This is a genomic window from Halopenitus sp. H-Gu1 (genome assembly GCF_041821145.1).
Lineage (GTDB): Archaea > Halobacteriota > Halobacteria > Halobacteriales > Haloferacaceae > Halopenitus.
This window is the reverse complement of the sequence record NZ_JBGUBC010000006.1, coordinates 13,077-32,036: the sequence shown is the minus strand read 5'-3', so window position 1 is coordinate 32,036 and position 18,960 is coordinate 13,077. Positions and strand designations below refer to the sequence as shown.

24 protein-coding genes are annotated in these 18,960 nt (G+C 63.8%); all 24 read right to left on the bottom strand.

Translation table 11 applies throughout. The features are described 5' to 3' along the window. Positions 1 to 120: 120 nt before the first annotated feature. Genes ACERIT_RS06165 through ACERIT_RS06050 form a run of 24 tightly spaced genes read right to left on the bottom strand, consistent with a single transcriptional unit; the run spans position 121 to position 18,871 of the window. Positions 121 to 1,029, bottom strand: a complete 909-nt coding sequence (locus tag ACERIT_RS06165; protein ID WP_373673963.1) for a glycine-rich domain-containing protein — start codon at positions 1,027 to 1,029, stop codon at positions 121 to 123. A 42-nt stretch (positions 1,030 to 1,071) separates the two neighbouring features. Next, positions 1,072 to 1,950, bottom strand: coding sequence for a hypothetical protein (locus ACERIT_RS06160; RefSeq protein ID WP_373673962.1), 879 nt, complete (start codon positions 1,948 to 1,950; stop codon positions 1,072 to 1,074). Next, positions 1,951 to 2,526: a hypothetical protein gene (locus ACERIT_RS06155; RefSeq protein ID WP_373673961.1), complete on the bottom strand. Its 576-nt coding sequence runs from the start codon at positions 2,524 to 2,526 to the stop codon at positions 1,951 to 1,953. It lies immediately after the preceding gene. Beyond that, positions 2,523 to 3,434 carry a hypothetical protein gene (locus ACERIT_RS06150; RefSeq protein ID WP_373673960.1) on the bottom strand — a complete coding sequence of 304 codons (912 nt, stop codon included), beginning with the start codon at positions 3,432 to 3,434 and terminating at the stop codon, positions 2,523 to 2,525. Before ACERIT_RS06150 ends, ACERIT_RS06155 begins: the two co-directional genes overlap by 4 nt. Next, complete coding sequence (locus ACERIT_RS06145; protein WP_373673959.1) at positions 3,427 to 4,689, bottom strand: baseplate J/gp47 family protein; 1,263 nt, start codon at positions 4,687 to 4,689, stop codon at positions 3,427 to 3,429. The genes ACERIT_RS06150 and ACERIT_RS06145 overlap by 8 nt, the downstream gene beginning before the upstream one ends. Next, positions 4,690 to 5,004, bottom strand: coding sequence for a hypothetical protein (locus tag ACERIT_RS06140; protein ID WP_297884501.1), 315 nt, complete (start codon positions 5,002 to 5,004; stop codon positions 4,690 to 4,692). A 55-nt stretch (positions 5,005 to 5,059) separates the two neighbouring features. After that, a complete protein-coding gene (locus ACERIT_RS06135) occupies positions 5,060 to 5,740 on the bottom strand; it encodes a Gp138 family membrane-puncturing spike protein (RefSeq protein WP_373673958.1) in 681 nt (226 codons plus the stop codon). After that, complete coding sequence (locus ACERIT_RS06130) at positions 5,740 to 6,618, bottom strand: hypothetical protein (RefSeq protein ID WP_373673957.1); 879 nt, start codon at positions 6,616 to 6,618, stop codon at positions 5,740 to 5,742. The genes ACERIT_RS06135 and ACERIT_RS06130 overlap by 1 nt, the downstream gene beginning before the upstream one ends. Continuing rightward, positions 6,615 to 6,962, bottom strand: coding sequence for a hypothetical protein (locus tag ACERIT_RS06125; RefSeq protein WP_373673955.1), 348 nt, complete (start codon positions 6,960 to 6,962; stop codon positions 6,615 to 6,617). The genes ACERIT_RS06130 and ACERIT_RS06125 overlap by 4 nt, the downstream gene beginning before the upstream one ends. Continuing rightward, complete coding sequence (locus tag ACERIT_RS06120; RefSeq protein ID WP_373673954.1) at positions 6,962 to 7,525, bottom strand: hypothetical protein; 564 nt, start codon at positions 7,523 to 7,525, stop codon at positions 6,962 to 6,964. The genes ACERIT_RS06125 and ACERIT_RS06120 overlap by 1 nt, the downstream gene beginning before the upstream one ends. A 4-nt stretch (positions 7,526 to 7,529) precedes the next feature. Next, complete coding sequence (locus tag ACERIT_RS06115) at positions 7,530 to 10,652, bottom strand: phage tail tape measure protein (protein WP_373673953.1); 3,123 nt, start codon at positions 10,650 to 10,652, stop codon at positions 7,530 to 7,532. Position 10,653: 1 nt separating this feature from the next. Beyond that, the gene (locus tag ACERIT_RS06110; RefSeq protein ID WP_373673952.1) at positions 10,654 to 10,983 is read right to left on the bottom strand and encodes a hypothetical protein; all 330 of its coding nucleotides are present in this window, start codon (positions 10,981 to 10,983) and stop codon (positions 10,654 to 10,656) included. Continuing rightward, positions 10,917 to 11,393 (bottom strand): hypothetical protein, encoded by a 477-nt coding sequence (locus tag ACERIT_RS06105; RefSeq protein ID WP_373673951.1) that lies wholly within the window; start codon positions 11,391 to 11,393, stop codon positions 10,917 to 10,919. Before ACERIT_RS06105 ends, ACERIT_RS06110 begins: the two co-directional genes overlap by 67 nt. Before the next feature lie 16 nt (positions 11,394 to 11,409). Continuing rightward, complete coding sequence (locus ACERIT_RS06100) at positions 11,410 to 11,817, bottom strand: hypothetical protein (protein WP_373673950.1); 408 nt, start codon at positions 11,815 to 11,817, stop codon at positions 11,410 to 11,412. A 17-nt stretch (positions 11,818 to 11,834) separates the two neighbouring features. Next, on the bottom strand, positions 11,835 to 13,130 hold the full coding sequence (locus ACERIT_RS06095; RefSeq protein ID WP_373673949.1) for a hypothetical protein: 1,296 nt from the start codon (positions 13,128 to 13,130) through the stop codon (positions 11,835 to 11,837). 44 nt (positions 13,131 to 13,174) lie between these two features. Continuing rightward, the gene (locus tag ACERIT_RS06090; RefSeq protein WP_373673948.1) at positions 13,175 to 13,762 is read right to left on the bottom strand and encodes a hypothetical protein; all 588 of its coding nucleotides are present in this window, start codon (positions 13,760 to 13,762) and stop codon (positions 13,175 to 13,177) included. A gap of 6 nt (positions 13,763 to 13,768) precedes the next feature. Next, entirely contained in the window at positions 13,769 to 14,215 is a 447-nt protein-coding gene (locus ACERIT_RS06085; protein ID WP_054519910.1) for a phage virion morphogenesis protein, read from the bottom strand. Position 14,216: 1 nt separating this feature from the next. Then, a complete protein-coding gene (locus tag ACERIT_RS06080) occupies positions 14,217 to 14,501 on the bottom strand; it encodes a hypothetical protein (protein WP_054519911.1) in 285 nt (94 codons plus the stop codon). Next, a complete protein-coding gene (locus ACERIT_RS06075) occupies positions 14,498 to 14,881 on the bottom strand; it encodes a hypothetical protein (protein WP_373673947.1) in 384 nt (127 codons plus the stop codon). Before ACERIT_RS06075 ends, ACERIT_RS06080 begins: the two co-directional genes overlap by 4 nt. Then, complete coding sequence (locus tag ACERIT_RS06070) at positions 14,878 to 15,264, bottom strand: hypothetical protein (RefSeq protein ID WP_373673946.1); 387 nt, start codon at positions 15,262 to 15,264, stop codon at positions 14,878 to 14,880. The genes ACERIT_RS06075 and ACERIT_RS06070 overlap by 4 nt, the downstream gene beginning before the upstream one ends. A gap of 3 nt (positions 15,265 to 15,267) precedes the next feature. Continuing rightward, entirely contained in the window at positions 15,268 to 15,636 is a 369-nt protein-coding gene (locus ACERIT_RS06065) for a hypothetical protein (RefSeq protein WP_373673945.1), read from the bottom strand. 8 nt (positions 15,637 to 15,644) lie between these two features. Continuing rightward, complete coding sequence (locus ACERIT_RS06060; RefSeq protein ID WP_373673944.1) at positions 15,645 to 16,784, bottom strand: hypothetical protein; 1,140 nt, start codon at positions 16,782 to 16,784, stop codon at positions 15,645 to 15,647. Positions 16,785 to 16,799: 15 nt separating this feature from the next. Continuing rightward, complete coding sequence (locus ACERIT_RS06055; RefSeq protein WP_373673943.1) at positions 16,800 to 17,252, bottom strand: hypothetical protein; 453 nt, start codon at positions 17,250 to 17,252, stop codon at positions 16,800 to 16,802. Between the two features lie 2 nt (positions 17,253 to 17,254). Then, positions 17,255 to 18,871 (bottom strand): hypothetical protein, encoded by a 1,617-nt coding sequence (locus ACERIT_RS06050; protein WP_373673942.1) that lies wholly within the window; start codon positions 18,869 to 18,871, stop codon positions 17,255 to 17,257. Between the last annotated feature and the right edge of the window lie 89 nt (positions 18,872 to 18,960).

Here is an 18,960-nt window from a genome sequence, read left to right as displayed (position 1 = left end):
AAATGAGGGTTAAGTGTCTAAATGTCTCGATATCAAGGATGTACAAGTCAGCTTACTCAGCTATAGATTGAGGTTGTTATCAATATTCTATACAAATCATGTGATATGATCTGTTACAGATTATATTGGCCCAAAGCGAACGATAACAATTCCTGAGGCACCGCGACCTCCTGATGTGACAGTACTATCCGAGGAGTTTCCTCCCCCTCCGCCAGACCCGGTGTTCGCCTCGGCATCGGTTCCGTTATCTTCGTTGTAGCCGTCACCACCATCATATTCAATACGTCCCCCATCACCACCCCCGGCTTTGCCTATGGGTCGCAAATAGTCGCTGTTGTTTGTTGCACCATCATTGCCTTCAGTCCCGCCAGCTCCACCGCCTGCGAACAGACCGCTTTGTCCATAATCATCTCCGAACGCATAACTCATGTCAACTCCCTCACCGCCGTTGCCCGGATGGTCGAGATACCCATCTCCCCCTTGAGGAGTGTCTCCCTCACTACCGGCACCGCCACCACCACCAGCAGAACCACTATTTGACCAGTTCACAGGCCCGTACCCACCAGCATAACCGACTCCAGTGTCGGCTATTGGCAACCCACCATTGTTTTCGTTACAGCCTCCACCGCCACCGGATCCACCGTCTTTGCCTTCACTCCCATGAGGCGCGCCACCACCGCCACCTAGAGCAACCAAAGAGCCGAAACTGCTGTTGCTTCCGTTTTCACCAAAGTCATTCGATCCACCTGCGCCACCGTCACCAACAGCAATAGAGACCTCCTGGGAGATCGTATAGTTCTCTTTGTGTATCAGCTCGCCAGCACCACCGCCACCGCCGCGGTCACCGCCACCACCGCCACCTCCGCCGATAATAAGAACATCAACGTCGGTTTCTTCAGTTTGCGGAATGAGTTGCCCACTATTCTCCCATACATAGCGCCTGTATGTTTCACCGTCAACTATTAGATTATCAACAAGCGCTCCCTGGCTGTCTGGTATGAGTTTTCTAGACCACGATCTCCCTGTCACTTGGAGAGACCTGTCCCCAAAGACAGTCAATCCTCGAGGCATCTAAATCACCACATAGCCGAAATGAGATCCTACGCCGGGATTCTCAATCGTACTTCCAGTGTAGTTTTTTGCACGAAGTTTCAGCACAGTCGGTTCACCCGAGGTGTTTTCATGCGATGCGACAGGTGTCCGGTCACTTTCGGTATTTGCGGTATTCTGTGACTCCTGAATAGTATCGTTTCCATCAAGCAACTCTACGTCAAGCCCAGTTGGCGCGAACGCGCTGGAAGCGTCAAATGCTCCCCACCGATAGACCGCTAGCGTTTCGCCGTCATCGACGTACACTGGAACCTCAATCGATTCTCCATTCTTGAGTACCGTTATCGGAAGTCGCTCTGGGTTGTCGACGACGACTTCACGGTAGTCGATCGCTGTCCGGCCAGCGATCTTTTCGGAAAGCTGTGGACCAATATCGCGGTGATCCTCGACGTTCGTGATTCCGGTTATATCTGTATCAAAGGTCCAGATTTCAGCAGTCGGATAGGTCTGATCGACGTCTCGTTGATGAGCAACAATGACCTTATCGGCCTCATCTCGGACAGAATGTTGTTGATCGTCGTAGATGGCATCCGGATCCCATCCAATAACGATCGTCTGTCCTAGGGTGTCGCCATCAAGAACGATCTCGGTGGCAACATCCCTAGCGAGCCAGCCGTCAACGAACGCCTCCCCGGGGTCGATGGTGATCGACAGTGAGTCAGCCGAGTAGGTAGCATCAAACTCGTTGAATGCCGTCTCGTCGAGGGAGGTGTATCGCTGTGCCGACAATGTTGGGTCGTCAGCAGGTACGATCCACCCGTCGGTGTATTGTCCGGTCGTCTCGCCAAATTCGATATTTCGATTTGTCGAACCGCGAGCCCCAGGCTGTGCGCGATCCATTTAGACCACCTCACTATTGTCGAGGTACGAGAGTTCGATCCGGACAGTCACAGCGTGATCACTATCCTTCGGATCGAGTCGGTTGTCAGGATCGTCAAGCAAGGCTCGATTTGCCGCGATATCGTCACTGTTCGAAGGATCAGCCTCACTCACGAGTGCAGCCTCTTTCAGCGAGAGACCAACTGCCTCGTCGCTTCCAATCAGAAGAACGGCCGCGTACTCATTGTCTGACGAATTGTTGACGTGATCGTCGATTGCATCGCGATAGACTTCATTGAGGAGGTGCTCGTCACCAAGCGATTCGGCGGTCCCGTCATCACCAAACGCCAGATGCGTCCAAGTGACGCTCTGTGAGTTTACTTCGGGATTGTGGAGCTGTGCGAGGTACTCACGGTACGTCGACGTCGAGACGTTGTGCGTCGAGAACTCGGTCTCAGGTTCTAGGTCTTCGAGTGCTGCGATCCTCTCTAGTCGGCTTATCCGGTCCCAGTCAGGGATTAGTTCGCGGATCGTTTCGATCGCGTACGTTGCCACTCGGACGTTGTCTGTAACTGACGTAGTTTGGACTTCTGTCATAATTCTGCGTAGGTGTCGATATTCCAGCGACCTTCGTTCCAGGACGCTGCTTCAACGGGTTCAATTCGTTCGCGAACCGTAGCACTGACCGCGATCTCTTCAATCGCGACCGCATCAATCTGGACGGCGGCTCCATCGCTGATCGCCGGCGACTCGCTCGCGACGAGAGGCATATCGTCGACAGCCGTTGCATCGGTGAGTGCGACCGTCTCCAAGTGTACCTCGTCCTCAAGCACCGCTTTCAGGGTGTCGTAGTGGTCGAGGTTCCAGCGGCCCTCGTTCCAGAAGGATTGCGTCGACTCCTCTATTCGGGTGTGGGTCGTCTCGTTAACGATGGGCAACTCCGAAGCGACGACATCGGTTTGTACAGCGGCTACGTCGTCGAGTGTGAGCGTATCCTCGAGTTCCTCAGTCAATAGGATCCCGACACCGACGCCAGCGGCGACTGCGGCGTCGACGACATCGATGAATTGCGAACTCGTGATGTCGACAGTCGAGAGTTCGTTACGGACGTCAAGCAGGATTTGTGCCTGTGCGCGATCAAACGGCTCCTCAACGTTGACGTTCTCTACGTCGGTTGCGAGTAATAGCGCGACAATATCACGCACCTCCTCGACGGTTGCCGTCGTGATCTGCGACCGTAACGCCGCCTTCACGCGAACACGGAACGCATCAACTGTCTCGTCTTGGCGCCGATTAAGTCCGAACAGGTCGGCGATCTTGTTGAGCGGCTCGCCAGTCGCCGTTTCAACGAATTTCTGTTTCTGTACCTCGGTGAGGGTTTGCTCAAACTCCTCATACTCGTTCGCGAACGCAGTCAGAAGGGCCTGCCAGACCTCTCCTTCCGAGTCGTATGGCGTTTTGAGAAGCTCCTCGAGTCGCTCTGCGGGCGTCTCGTCACTAGACATCTGTGACAGCCACCTCGTCGGTGCCGGTCATCGCGACCTCGAGGTCGCGGATCGTCACGTTCGACTCGCTCTCGGGCGGATCACCCGTTCCGAGATAGACGTCGGCCTGGACAACGCCCCGAACCTCCATCACGCGACGCTTCACCTGGTCGTAGATGACGTCTTCTCCGATTTCGAGACCAGGATACTGGATGTCATCGTGAGCTTGTCCGCCGATATACCGGATGATCGAATTCTCGATCCGATTCTCGCCATCATCCGGAAACGTCGAACTCGTCGTAAGATCGACATCGACGTAGATGGTGATCCGATCGGCGCGTTCGAATGATTCGATTCGTTCACGACCGTCATCCATCGTCGCGATCCCCGAGAGCGAGCCATACGATTGGAGGCCAGCGCCACGACTCTCGAGGATAGCCTGTGCGATACTGTCATCGGCGACGTTCGGTGCGAGGACAACCACCTCGGGCCCGTACTCGTTGTTCTGGTCGTCACGCCGCTCTTCGACACGCACAGAGACGATATCCTCATCGAACTGGAAGATCGACGCCTCCATCGCGGGTGGCGTCGACGATCCAGGTGCCGCGAATGTGTTCTCGTACCGCAGTTTGAACTCCGCGTCTGTCTCGCGGTCGCGGCCCTCAGCGAAATCAACGGTGGAATCACCGGTCGGCTTTGGGTTCGTCACGGCGTCGACGCCGGAAACAGGGTCTTCGAAGCGGATAATCGTTCCAGCTGCGACATTCGTCTCCTCACCGAGCCACCGTTCGTCGAGATCCGTCTGCCAGGGTTTGAGCCCCTCGACCGGCGCTATCACCGATGTCGCCCCCTTGGTAAGAGTGACACCCTCGGTCGTCTCAAAGGGAATCCGCGGGCGAGTCTCGGTCCGCTCGGTCGTGATAGTCGTCCCTGCCGAGATCGTGACGTCGCTCGGTGCCGGGTCACTGCGCGAGAACTCAACCTCACCGGTCGCGGGGCGGGTCGGGATCCGTGAGAAGCCCGCCAACGCGAGTTGTTTGTCAAGCGCCTCGCCGCTCGCGTCCTGGTAGAAGCTCGCGTAGTAGGCACCCTCCGCCGCGGCCCACTGCCGCGCGAGTTCGATCGCAGTGGCGTCGATGATCTGGGTGATCGGCGAACTCGGACGGAGCTCGATGTCCTCGCCGAGCTCATTCTTGAAGATACGCTTCAGATCCTGTCGGATCGTATCGACGTGCTTCCGTTCGAAACTCCCGTCCTGCTGAACTCCGTAGGGCATCTATCCGACCTCCGCGGCGAACTGGACGGTGTCGCTATCGAAGAGCGATACACCAACTATCACCTCGGCAACGCGTGCGCCCGGTTCGTTCCGCCCGATTTCGACGGAGTCCACTGCGTCGACGCGCTCGTCTCGGATCAGCGCCCGACGAATCTCCCGCTCCAGGATCGCGTCGGGGCCACCGACCGCCTCGAAAAGGTCGAGACCGTGGTCCGGCGCGAACGGGTCCTCGCCGCGGACCGTCGAGAGTAGAATCTTGAGCTCCTGGACGGCGCCGCGCTGGCCGTCAAGGAACTCCGCTTTCTGATTCGGCATCGCGATATCGCCGTTCGATTCGACTCGGAGCGTTCGTTTGTATTTCATAATTCTCTCATGATGACTCTAGGTCAGTCGTTCCCGGGTCGATGACGTCGACCGTCTTCGTCGACGTCGAGCCGTCGGGCTGGGTGTCCTCGTACTCAAGCTCGGCGTCGGCATTGAGGACCGCCGCTGCGGATGCTTCGTTGCCGATCGTCACGGCGCCGGCCGCGTCCATCGCAATGACCTTTCCCGAGGTGTGCTCGACGCGGACGCGGCCGTCAGGGAACATCCGCAGTGCCGAGCCGTCGTCCTGGATGGCAATCTGGAACTCCCCATCCTGGTGGTCGGGGACGTCCATGTCGTCGAGCCAAATCTCCGGGAGGAAGACGCCGGCTTCGAGGGTGAACCGCCGCTCCCCTTCCGGCGCGACCTCGCCGGACGTCGCGAGCTGTTTCTCGATGGGCTCGCGAGCGTGGAAGAGGAGCCCCTCGTCGCCCTCCTGAACGGGGACGATCATCCCGGCGCCGTCGGTCGCGAACGGCGAGGCGATCGGGACGTTGTCGACGAGGGCGTTCCGATCGGCCTTCAGCTCGACCTCGGCCCGCCGGGTTGCCTCGTTGACGCCGACCACGATGACCGTCGACGTCGTGTAAATCCCGCGGACTGAGTCGTTGACGAACTTCCGCAGCGTCGCGACGATGTTTAGCCCGCCCGAATCGCCGCCATCGCCCTCGGGTACGTCGCGGGACATCAGCGTGTCACCCCAGTTCGGCCGCGGCCGCCACCGTACGTCGGCTGGTTCGCGGGCCGCGCCGCCTCGATCGGCGTACACTTCCCCCGGACGAGGTGGTCACCCGACTCGGTCGAGGACTGAAACTCGTACTCGTCGACTCTGTAGGCGCCCTCGAAGTCCTCGGTGTCGACGTAGACCGCGGCGCCCTTCTCGATCGCCGGTTCGAGCATCGCCTCGAACTCAAGCTTCTCGTCGACGTCGTCGTCCGGCTCCGTCGTGTCCTGGATCGAGAGCAGGGTGTTGTCGTACGAGAGCGTCGGCGCGTCGACCGTCTCCTGCGTCTGCGGGACGAAGTGAAGCCGGCCGCGCGAGGCGAACCACTCCCAGGCCGCCCCGGTCATGTCGGCGGCGTAGTCGAGCAGCTCGTCGAGCCACGCTCGGACCTGCTGCTCGCGAGTCACCGAGTAGGCGCCGTCGATCTCGTCACCGACGTCCTTGACGATCGGGGTCAGCCCAATCTCGCCGGCGATCGCCGAGACGATCTCGTCGGGGCTGCGGTTTCGCCACCGACCGGAGATCCTCGTCTTCGTCGCCGCCTCGGACTCGTCGACGCCTTTCAGACGGTAGTTCTTGTCGCGGCCGTCCCGCGAGGGCTTCGCCGTCTCGATCTTCCCGAGGCAGACCGTCGCGACGTCGGCCTCGTCCCATCCGAGGCGGATGCGGACGAGGTCTCCCTTGTCGATCCGGCTCCAGGAGTCCCGCGAGAGGTTCCACGTCTGGACGTCGAACCCGAGCGGGTCCTCCTTCGGCTTCCGGACCTTGATGTCGAGGTTGAGCCCGGTGAGGTCGACCTCGCCGGCCTCGACGCTGCGGACCTGGGTCCAGACGCGTGTCATCCGTCATCCTCCGGCGGTTTGCCCGACGGCCCCGGGACGAGGAACAGCTTCATGTCGTCGCCGAGGTTGTCGGGTGTGATCTCGGTCGCCTTCCCGGACGGGTCTGCGAAGTAGCAGACGAACCACGGGAGGTACTCGTACGGCCGGTACGGCGTCGCGACCGACTTGGTGATCCGGTACCAGCGGTTGACGTGCTCGAGCTCGACGGTCCAGCGGTCCATCACCGCGTTGTAGTCGAGCCGCACGGCGATTCGGTTCCCGGGGAACGCCCGGGGTGTGAACTCGATGTGGATTGGCCGGCGTTCCGTCGCCCGCTCGTTCGGGATCGGGATGACTTCACCCATCAGAAGATCCCCGCGAGTCCATCCTGGACGTCGCCCAGGAACTCGGCGATCCCGTTACTGTTCGTCGTTTCGTCGGTCGTTCCCGAGTCGTCGTCCTGCGGTTGGGCGACCGACGGCGAAGAGTCGCTCGCGGCCGTCCCCATGTCGCCGGACGGGGTCGATATCGAGATCTCCGTCATCCCGACCGTCGCCTCCCGGACCTCGGCGAGCTCGATCGTCACCTTCCGGTGCGACCGGATGTTCCCCTCCCCTTCGACGGAGAGGTCCTCGAGCTTCGCGAGGTCGAGGGAGACGTGGTCGACCGACGCGGGGAACGGCTCCGTCGACTCCCGGAGCCGCTTCAGCTCTCGGAGCTCGGAGTCGTCGACCCACGCCTCGATCGACGCGGAGAGGGGCTCGGTATCGACGTACGAGTCGTACTCGAAACCCTCCTCGGTCGTCTTCGACGGGGCGTTCCAGCCCCCGCTGCCGTCGACGCGCGTTACGCCGGCGAGGACGATGTCGCCGACCGTGACGACGTCTGCTGTGTCGTTCGCTCCGTCTCTCGGTCCTGTGAGTGCCATGATTCTAAGCCTCCGATAGAGTCTGCTTGAGCAGGAGCTCCAGTTCCGCGAGCGCGTCTTCGCCGCCGTTCCGCGTCGCCTCGCGGACCATCTGACGGATCTCCTCGCGGTCGCTTGCGTTCCCGAACTCGTTCGTCTGCTCGAGGACGATCTGGATCGGGCCGCTCCCGCCGGCGGCGGGCCCGCCGCCGAGCGCGGCAGCCGGGCCGCCGGAGCCGCCGATGGCGCCGACGAGCGTCGACGCTGCCTGGCCGAGGGGCGTCCCCTCGGCGACGCCGGCTAGCGTGTCCTGGAGCGTGGAGTCCTCGCCCTCGACACCCTTCGCGACGGTCGAGACGAGCTTCTGCCCGCGCTCGATCAGGTTCGAGAACGGGCCCTCCTCGGCGTTCGACATCGGGAGGACCGAGCCCGCTTTGTCGGCGACGTCGGTCACGGCGTCTTTGACCTTCCCGCCGGCTGACTTCGCGCCGTCCGCGACGGTCGAGGCGAGCGCCGCGCCCTTCTCCTTCGCGCCGGAGACGACGTCGAAGAGCTTTCCTTTGATGGCGCCGGCGACGTCGCCAGCCGCGCTCGCGACCTTCCCGGCCGAGTTCTTCAGTCCGCTCGCGATGGCCGAGACGATCTTCCCGCCGACGCTCATAATCGACGAGAGCGGCCCCCGCTTCGCGTTCGAGAACGGGAGGAAGTCGCGGATGACCTGGACGACCTTCCGGATCCCCGCGGCGACGTTTGGTGCCGTCGCCTCGAGCCCCTTCATGATCGCCCGCGGGATCTTCTTCGCCGCCTTCATCGCGATCCCCGGGACCGACGTCCAGAAGTCGACGAGGAACCCGAGGTACATCTGCCAGCCCTTCACCCAGAGGCCGAACCCGGCCTTGAGGCCGTCCCAGAGGAGCCCGGGGAGCGCCATGATCCCGTCGAGGACGAGGCCGGGGACTGTCGTCCAGAACTTGACGAGGAACCCGAGGTAGAGCTGCCAGCCTTTCACCCAGAGGCCGAACGCGGCTCCGAGCCTGGCCGCGAGCCCCTCGACGATCGTCCAGGCGAGGGCGCCCCAGTCGATCGAGCCGAGGGCGTTCGCGATCGTCGAGCCGATGCCGGAGAAGAACGCGACGATGTTCCCGGCGGCGTCGTTCATCACGCCCTCGAGGGTCTTCGTCCCGTTGACGAGGCCCATTATCGCGTCGATCGTCCAGACGACGATATCGGAGAGCAGCTTCAGCCCCTTGATGATCGCCATGATCTGCAGGACGAGCGGCGCCGCAGCGACGGCCAGGAGGATCTTCCCCAGCTCGACGAGGATGCCGATGAGGGGGTCGATCGTCGGCTTCAGGAAGTCGATGACGGCGCCGATCCGGTCCATGAGGACGGCGAGGTCGCTCCCGACGCCGAGGATGTCCTTCTCGATGACCTCCTTCATCACGAAGAACGCGGCGACCAGGACGCCGACCGCAGCGACGATCGCGAGCGCCGGCGCGGCGATCGCCGCGAGTGGTGCGAGCAGCGCGGAGAGCGCGCCCGTCAGCGTGGTCGCACTCGCGGCGCCGGCGATGAACGACCCAGAGACAACATTCAGGACGGCCGGCAGGATCGCAGCCTGGACGTATGCAGCGCCGAACGCGACGGTCGCGGCCGCCGCTGCGCCCGTGAGTGCGACCAACGCGGCACCGAGCCCGCGAGCAAGCGTCTCGTTCTCGGAGATTGGATCAGCGACGGACCGGAGTGCACCGACAAGCGCAGTGATCGCCGGCTTCGTGCCCACAAAGATCTCGTACCCGATGACCTGAAGCGTCGAGCGGAGTTGCTGGACCTGGCCCGAGAGCGTCTGTGTCTGCTTCTCGGCCAGCTCCGCAGCGGTTGTCACACCTCCGATTCCCTCTGCGATGTTTTTGACCGGCTGATTCGTGTCCGCGATGTCACTGGCGAGTGCTTGCGCGGCCTGATCAGTCAGCCCCAGACCGACCTGGAGACGTGACGCGATCTCGGCAGTAGACTCACCCTCGTTTGAGAGTTTGCGGAGGTTCGTGATCAACTCCTTCGTCCCCGTCTGTTCCGAGACGTCCATCCCGAGCGCCTGCGACACTCCCGAGAGCTCTTGATCGTTCAACTCTGCGAGGTCGCCGATGGCACCCTGTATCTCGGCACGGAGATTGTCTTCCAGCTTCTGCTGTAACTTGTCCGTGTCCTCCATCAACGGCAGCAGTGCCCGCGCACCCTCACGCCCGACGAGCTGCTGGGCGAGAGCAATTCGCTCGGCCTGCGAACCGACGTCGTCCATCTCGGACGAGAGGGTGCCCAGGATGTCGGTCATGCTCTTCAGATCGCCTGACGAGTCGGTGAACGCCTGAGTCGAGAGGCCGAGTTCCTCCAGGGCCTTCTGGGTTTCACTACTGTTCCCGGTCAGGCGCGAGAGGACGGCGTTCAGCGACGTCCCGGCCTTCGAGGCTTCGAGGCCGGAGTCCGCCAGTGTCCCGATGGCAGCCACAGTCTCGGCAGCCGAGATGCCCGCGGAACTCGCGGTCGCCTGGACCTCGGTCAGCGCTTGTGAGAGGGACTGGATGTTCGTCGCGCTTGATGCGAAGGTCGCACCCATCGCCCCCACGATGGCGTTGGCCTGCTCGGCCTCCATGTTGAATGCGTTGAGGGACTGCGCCACGGTCTTCGCCGACTGCGAGGCGTTCATCCCCGAGGCGACGGCGAGTTCAGACGTCGCCGCCAGGGCGTCCATCGACTCCGAAGCGTCGAGGCCAGCGAACGAAAGGGCCTTCATCGCCTGCGCGCCCTGAGACATCGTGACTGGGAGCTCGACGCCGATGCGCTTCACGGAGTCTCGCATATCCTCCATCTGCTCCGTGGTCGCGCCCGACGTCGTCTGGATCGTCTGGAACTCGCGATCCAGCTGTCCGAACCGGCCCGCGAGCAGCGCGATTGATCCACCGAGAGCTACGGTCGCGGTCCCCAACGCCATGAAGCCCATTTTAGCCCCACGGGCGCGGCGCTCCGCACGGCCCATCGACTCGGCGGCGTCGTCACCGGCGCTCTCGGCACTGCGGAGGTCTCCGGACGCCCGATCGGATGCTGTCAGTACTGTTGCTATCCGTCGGACGTTGCCGCTAAAACCTACCATGTTAATTCACCGATAAGACGTTGTCATGCTTCGAGACGCCCTTCGTGACGCTCTTTCCGGTTGAACCGAACGAGGAGGGGATGTCGCCCGGGACGTCGCCGGCGTCGACGTCGAGTCCCTCGAAGCCGCCGAGCCCGCCGGCGCCGAGCTCGGACTGGTCCGACTCGATCGCGTCGTAGGCCTCGGCGTACCAGAGCCGCTTCGTCCAGGGCCACTCCGCGACCTCCTCAAGAGGGATGCCGGACTCCTGATGGATCCGCGTGGTTACTCGGCCTGCGGGGGAGCTTCCCCACCTTCTTGAAAATCCATCATCTGGTCGATACCGGCCCACTCGGCGATCCGCATTGTCAGGCCGATGCGCTCGCCGGACTTCATCTGCCGCCAGCGCTCCGGCGTGAGCTCCGGCGATACGACGGCGCTATCGCAGAGCGCGAACATCCGGTCGGAGCCGTCCATCTGGCCGGCCTCGCCTTCGCCGGTCGCGGCGCCGACGATGAGGTTGAGGATCTCGTCGTCCTCTGGGTCCTGGACCTCAAAGACCATCCCGCCGAACTTGATGTATCCCGTGTCGTCGCCACCGAGCGACCACTCCTGGTTCTCGAGGTCCTCGGGGTCGATCTCCTCGGGGTCGACCTGCGTCAGGTCGACGGGCTCCTCGTAGACGTCTTGGGGTTCAGTTTCTGCGTTGGTACTGTCAGCGTCCGGCTGGTCGTCACCGGATTCGGAAGAATCGGAACTCATGGTCTACTGTGTCGGCTTACTCGTCGTACTCGTGCTCGACGCGGTCGAACTGCAGCGAGCCCTCGTACATCGGCATTGAGTCGTTCTCGTAGTCGTCCGCGGGCGCGAAGCCGAGGAACTTCCCGTCGAGGAAGTTCGACTCGACGCGGGGCTCTGCGTCCGCGTACTGGACCGCGAGGGAGACGGTTTCCGCGTTCTTGTACGCCCGCTCGAGGCGGGGGATCGATTGCGAGACGGCCTTCACCGCGACGGTCGCCTCGACCTCTTCGTCGACGATGACCCAGACGTTGCCGTCGTCGCCCATCGTCCGGTTGTGCTCGTGGTCGGCCGAGTCGTCCCAGCCGACCGAGTCGAGGTCAGCGACGCGCTCGCCGTCGATGAAGACGGAGATCTGGTCAACGTCGAAGTCTCTGGTTTGTGGCATGTGTTAGATCACTCCTGTTACACCGTGACGGTCATCTCGAGACCGAACTCGTGGACGTTCCCGGAGAGGGTCCCCTCGATGGAGATCCCGCTCCAGACGCGGTTCGCCTTCTCGTCGTCGGTCAGCTGGTCGATCGACGGCACGTTCACCGAGACCTCGGCGAACGGGTCGTCGGCGCCACCGACATCGCCGGCGAAGGCCGACTTGATGGTCGACGAGATCATCGTCCGCCCGTCCTGCGTGAACGGGACGCGGTCCTCGCGCAGCCGCAGCGAGGTCAGCGCGTTCTCGACGATCTCCGCCGCGTACGCCTCGGTCATCGAGACGTCGGAGTACTGGTAGTTGCTCGAGGCGCCGGCCGTCGAGACGGAGTTCGAGAGGACGGTCGTCCCGCCCACGTTGATGACGACGTTCACCGGCCCGTCGCCGTTGACGTCGCCGCCCTCGAAGGTCTCCTTCGTCGACGGGTCGCCGACGACCGCGTCCTCGAAGTAGTCGTTCGCGAAGCCGTACCCGTCGCCGTCGAAGAACGGGTCGAACCACGGGTCGTTCGTCGCGAGCTGGCCGAGGATCTCACCGCCGGGGTCGCCGCTCGACTCCATCGCGATGAACGGGAGGACGTCGCCGCTCGAGACGTACCCCGCGATCTCGTGCGCCGCGGTCATCGCGGCGTCGGTGTCGGCGAAGGTCGTCCCGTCCTTGATGGGGAGGACGACGCCGGCGCGGTTGCCGCCGGCCCAGGTGACGAGCTCGTCGTACGTCCCGATGTGCTCGCGGCCGGCCTGCGTGTTCGCCCGGTGGAGACGGTCGGCGCCGACCTCTCCGAGCCGGTCGAGGCGGGTCCAGTCCGCGTGGTAGTACGTGATGTCCGCGGTCGTCCCGTCGTCGGTCGCGATCTCACCGGTGTCGGTATTGATCGCGACCTCGCCGTTGTCCGGTGCCGCCGGAAGCGACTCGGTGGAGAAGACGACGTCCCGAGCCGCGGCGGTCGGGACGGGGTCCCCAAGGACCGGCGTTGTCGAGACGGCGTTCCCGTCGTCGATGGTCTCAGTTTCCTCGACTGCCTCCAGGACGACAACCATCCACTCTTCGACGCCCCGGCCCTCGAGTTCTTTCGAGGACTCGTGGACGTCCGAGCCGTCGCCGTAGTCGTTCGCTACTTCAGCGGCACTCCCGTACCGGTTGACCTCGCCGAAGGACGCGTTCGGCGGCGCCGCGGTCGCCGTCCCGATGACGGCGACGTCGGTGAAGGTCGGCTGGGGGAGAGCCGCGATTTCTGCCGTAAGGTCGATATCGACCACTGAAACTGGCATTGTACGTGTTCTCTGTCGTGTTCTGTCGCGTTTCGGTTGGCTGACTATTCCATGTCGACGGCGTACTCGGCATCGTCGACGGTCTCGTGGACCGTCTCGTGCTCGTCGACGTACGAGACCTGGACCGACCACTCGAGGCGGTAGGTCCCTGCAACGCGGCTGGGGGTCGGCGGGTTCAGCGGCTCGATGAGCAGCGGCCGCTCGCCGCTCGCGCCCACCGAGTCGAGGTCCATCTCGAAGACGATGTACCGCCAGATCGCCCGCGCGAGCTGCTTCCCGCGGACGTCCGGCGGGACGCCGTTCGCGTCGTGACTCGCGTCGACGGCGACCGTGATCGAGAGCTCATCGTCGAGGGAGCGCTCCTCAACCTCTGCGAACTCGGCCGCGTCACCGCGGTCGTCGATCCGCGAGACGCCGCCGAGGGGTCGGCGCTCCTCATCCTCGGCGCCCTGCGAGTCCCAGCCGAAGACGATCGCCGGGTACTCCGGCGCCGCATCGACGCGGTCCCCAGCGTGATCGGGCCCGGACCAGTACGGCGTCAGATCGTACTGGTAGTCGACACCGTCGTAGGAGAGCGTCTGGACGAACGGGAGGTCCGCCTCGATGCGGTCTTCCTCGGCAGTCGTGAGCATCGTCAGTCAGAGCTCCGCGCCTTCGAGGCGCACGTCGATCTCGTTCCCGATCGTGTCGGGAGCCTTCTGGTAGGCGAGGCGAGCAGCGGGCCCGAAGATCGGCCGGGCGGGGATCCCCGCCTCGGGCGCGCCGAGCTCGTGGACCTCGCCGTACTTCTTCGTCGTCCCGATGACCGCGTAGAGCTCCGCCGTGTTCACCTCGGACGTCGAGGCGATGTCGCCGCGGAGCTCACCGGTGTCGACGAGCGGCGCCGTCGACGACGTCCGGACCTTCCGGGACTGGAGCGTCGACGCCTTGATGGGCTCCCACGAGTTCCCGAGCGCGTCCTTCCCGCGGGCCATGTTCCGCAGGAGCGTTTTCAGGACGGTCGAGTGAAGCTCGACGAGCCCGGTCTCGAGACCGGAGTCGAAGGCGTCCCGGACCTCGTCGAAGTGGTTCTCGTCGCGGACCATCCTACTCGGCCTCCAAGAGGTCGCCTTCGTCGAGCGCCTGCTCGATCCGCGTTGAGCGCCGGACCGTCTTCGGCTCGGACGTGTCGTCGAACCAGACGCCGGCGACGTACTGCCGGTCATCGATCGGGACGACGTTGACGAGCTCACGCTCGAGCGGTTCGATGACCGTCCTCCGGTCCTTGTGCTCGCGCTCGTACTCAACGAACGCGGCGAGGTGCTCGCCGTCGAAGTCGGTGACGGCATCGAGCGTTTCGTCTCGGTTTAGGTCTTGGTAGTTCTCGATCATGACAGGTCTACCTCCTCATCAAGTTCGCACTCAAGGACGGCGAAGCCGTGATTCTGGGAGCGGTCGGCGTCGATCACGCGGTAGGCCTTCCCGTCCTGGACGATGACCGACGCGCCCTCGCCCCCGCCATCGCGGAGGCCTTCGTCGACGAGGTCGGCGTCGGCGAGGTACACCTGGTCGGCATCGATCTCAACGCCGAAGGTGCCGTAGGAGACCGACTTCCCGCCGGGGTCGGCGATCGCATCGATCGTCTGCGGCGAGGCGTCCGTCTGGTTCCAGGGCTGGCCCCGGGAGTCGGCCGCCTCCGCCTGCTCGAAATTGTAGAGCTCGACGTCGACGCCGACGCGGCGGAGCGCCCGGCGGGCCGGGAACCGGCTCATGCTGTCACCGACCAGAAGTCACCGCCATCGGGCCCAAGCGTGTCTGAGGTGTCGTACTCGATCACCTGCTGCCCGTGTGTCGTCGCCTCCAGCCCCTCCGCCGAGAGCGCACCGGCGTAGTCGAAAGAGACCGGGCCGATATCTTCCGACTCGACCTGGCGCTCCTCGTCGACGAGGAACGTGATGAAATGGCGGGTCAGCTCCCGCTCGATCTTCGCGAGGCGGCGCTCCGAGAGGCCTCGGCCTTTCAGGCTTTCGTCGACCTCCATGTTCGCGTCGTCCATGTACTCGCGAACCTCGGACTCGGTGAGGTCTGTCTGGAACCCGCCACCGGTGATGTCCTCGTAGGACGTCCGCGAGTCGGCGTCGGCGAGTTCAGCCATGCGTTACTCCTCGCGCCGCTCGTCGATCGCCGAGAAGACGCCCTTCCGGCCTTCGCCGTCCTCCTCAAGAGTTTCGACCTCATCGAGGATGTCGTCGTACTCGCCAGTCTCAAGCGCGTTCTCGACTTCGCCGATCGTGCCGTCGAGGAGCTCCGCCAGCTCGTCCTCGTCGACGTCGGCACCGTCATTCGGGAAGTCGGAGCTCTGTTCCTCGTCGGACGTCTCCTCGGGGCGCTCCCATGCGCCGGAGCGGTGGTCGAGGTACTCCTCGACCGCCTCCTCAGGGACGTCGTAGACGCCGGGGCCGCGAGCTCGGAAGTTCCTCGCGCCGTCGTGGAACGTCGAGTTGCGGGTCCATCTGAGTTCAGTCATCGGTCACCTCAGATATCCCGGATGACGACCCACTGCTCGGGGAGCATCAGGTGGAAGCCGATATCCTGGAAGCCCTTCAGCCAGGTGACGGCCGGGTCGTTCCCGATCCACGTCTGGGTCCCGAAGCCGCGGTTCTCGTCGATGGCGAAGCCGCCGTCCGTCGACGGGGCGTCGGGCTCGTCGAACTCGCCCATGTTCTCGCCGAACCACGGGAGGAACGCCGAGCTCGGGCCAGGGCGCCCAATGACGATGTTCCGCCGCTGGGTGTCGGCCGCCGCGTCGTACGGCTCGAGGACGTTGTCCATCGCGGCGTCGTCGACGTCGTTGACGACGTTCCCGTCCCCATCGAGGAAGTTCCCGTCGCCGTCGGTGCGCGGGAGCTTGACCTTGACCATCCGAATCTCGGGGATCTCCTCGTCGACGAGGCGGCGGACCTGGCTGCCCGTGAGGCCCCGGACCTCGACGCCCGAGAACCGGTCCTTCATGTCGTCGTTGTTCTTGATGTCGTGCCAGGTGCTCGGGGTGACGTAGGCCACCGGATCGGTGGTGACCTGCGCGTTCATGAACGTCTGGTCGGCCTCGTTCAGCAGATACGACGCGTACGAGAAGTCCTGGTACGGCGTGGAGTTCGCCCGGTCGTCGTAGGCGTTGGTCGGGTCGATGACGTTGTCAGTCGGGATGTCCGAGTGGGGCGTCTGCCCGTCCTGCCCGACGAACCCTTCGACGCTCTGGGTGCCCTGCCAGGTGACCTGCTCGCGGGTGAGGAACAGCGCCGCTCGGAGCTGGTTCGCGCCCCAGCGATAGAGCGAGAGGATCTCCCGCTCGCTGTTCAGTTTCGCGTCAGTCTCTTTCTCGGGGGCGATCTTCTCCTTGAACGAGTAGGTCGTGATGTCCTTCTCGCTGATCTCGCCGAGCGTACCGATCGGGGACTCTGCGGCTCGGTCGACCTCCCGCATCGGGGCGACGGCGCCGCCGATCTGGAAGTAGTTCTCTTCCGGGGCGTCAAGGTCGACAGCAGCGAACTCGCTGTTCGCGCTGGCGACGTCCTCGCCCTGGACCTCATCCATCTGGTCGATGTCCTGAACGATCTCCTCACGCAGCGTCTTCGGCGAGAGCAAACCGGCCTTCTTGAAACTAAGTCGTGCCATTTTGTATTACCTGAGTTACTTGTGCCGCAGGACGGCCACCTTGTTCGCGGTCTCGGCGCTGGCTCGAGTTCCGGTCGCGAAGACGCGCCCGAGGATCATCTCGGGCGTGTCACCACCGGCGGAGTCGTAGGCGCGGACGCCCGTGTCCGTCAGGACGACCAGGTCGCCCGGTGCGACGGCGCCGCCGGAGGCGTCCTCGTACCAGTCGACCGGGCCCTGCGCGAGCGCGCTCCCGGTGCCGGCGACGTCGCCGGCGGCGTAGTCCATGTCGTCGACATCAGGCGCCCGCTCAAGCGTCCCGATCGCGTTACCGGCGCCGGTGGGGAGCTGGACCTGCGTCCGCCCGTTCGCCTCGCCGGCGATCTCGACGGGATCACTGCGTCCCGCGACGTTCCCGTCGGGGTCCGCGATGACATCGACGTCAAGGCTCTGCCCGGGGTCGTAGAGTCGGAGGTCGCCCTGAACCATGTTCAGGCACCTCCGTTACCGCGGACGGCCGCGCGGAGCTGCTCGACGTCGTCGTACTCCGCGGCGTCGACGTCGTACTCCTGCTTGAGGTACTCGTAGTTCGAGCCCTCGGCGGCGAGCGTGTCCTGCGCCGTCATCACTTCGCCGGCCAGCTGCTCGGCGTGCTGCTTCTCCTCCTCGCCGAGGTCGCCGCCGGGCGTGCCGTCGGGCTCGCTCTCGCCGCGAGGGGTCGGGGAACCCGCGAGCTGCTCGCGGACGATCTCGACCGGGTTCTCGTCATCGTCCTCGGACCAGCCGGCGTCGAGCGCCAGCGTCTCGACGAGTTCACTCGGCTCGAACCGGTCGGCCAGCTGCTCGGCCTGGAGCGGCGAGTCCTCGGCCGCCAGCTCGGCGAGCATGTCGACAAGGGGGTCGATCTCCTCCTCAAGCTGCTCGATCCGCTCTTCCTTGTTCTCGATCGTTTCCTCTTTCTCGGAGAGCTGCTCTTCGAGGTCTTCCTTCTCGTCGACGAGACTATCTCGCTCGGTTCGGACCTCTGCGAGCTGCTCCTGAAGTTCTTCGGTGTCTGCCATATTCTGTGAAGTACCGCTAGTACCGGAGTCTCCAGTACCGGTTCCCGCACGGGATTCCGCCCGCTCGTCTCCGTTCTGTGCTTCGGGCCCGGGACTCCCGGAGAGACCCTCCCACGCGACGTCCTCGATCCAGTCGTAGCCGTCGTGGACCTCGAAGGGAGTGTCCTGGAGCGCATCGATGATCTGGTCGTTCAGGTCGTCGAGCGAGGCGACTGCCTCGCGGTCGACGATCGCAACCAGCTCAGGGTCGTCGTTATCCTCACTGCGGGTCGCCGAGATCCCCTCAATCGCCACAAGGTTCGCGACCGCCTCGTCGAGGAACTCGTCCCCGAACATCTCACCGTACGCACGGAACCGGAGAGTGAAGAGCCGGGAGAGCTGCTCGACGGTCACATCGACGCCGCGCTCGCTGGCGTCGATCTCGTGCTGCAGCTGCTCCGACGGGACGCCCAGCGTCTCCGAGAGCTCGTGGACGCGGTCCTTCCAGCGCCCGACGTCGCTTCCGAGTGCCTCGACGCCGTCACCGGCCGGTTCGATCGAGGCGCCAGCCGAGGCTCCTCGGTCGAGGATGGTGATGTACGGGACGTCGAGTATCTCATCGACACGGTAGGCGCTGAGATCCTCGTCATACTCGCCGAGGACGCGCCACATGTCGGGTGACACCTCGACGAGTCCGGCGTCGACGAGATCGGCCAGGTGGTCGTCGAGAACCTCCGCGTTCTCGGAGACCGGCCCGACGCCGTCTTCGTACTCGAACGTGCCGGCGGAGCCGACGATCTCGTCGGGATCCGCCTGCTCAAGCATATCTTTGTGGCCCTCACCGGGACGACCCTTCAGAAGCTTCGCCTTGTCGAACGCGCCGCTGTCGACGGCTTCTTTCAGGACCTCTCGGTCCCAGTACGTCTCTTTGCCCGAGCCTCCGCGGGTGATGTCGCCCTCTCCGAGAGGAACAATCCGTACCTGCTGCTCCTCGTCGTTCTTATCGATTGACGCGACACCGCCAGAGAGTGTCTCGGCATGCCGTTTTCCGTGTTGTTTTTTCGTCATGTTAACACATGGTTGAGTCCGCCAGTAGGATTCGAACCTCACCAACTTGTGGAAGCAAGTCGAGCGACCAGCTCAAGCGGTTGAAGAAG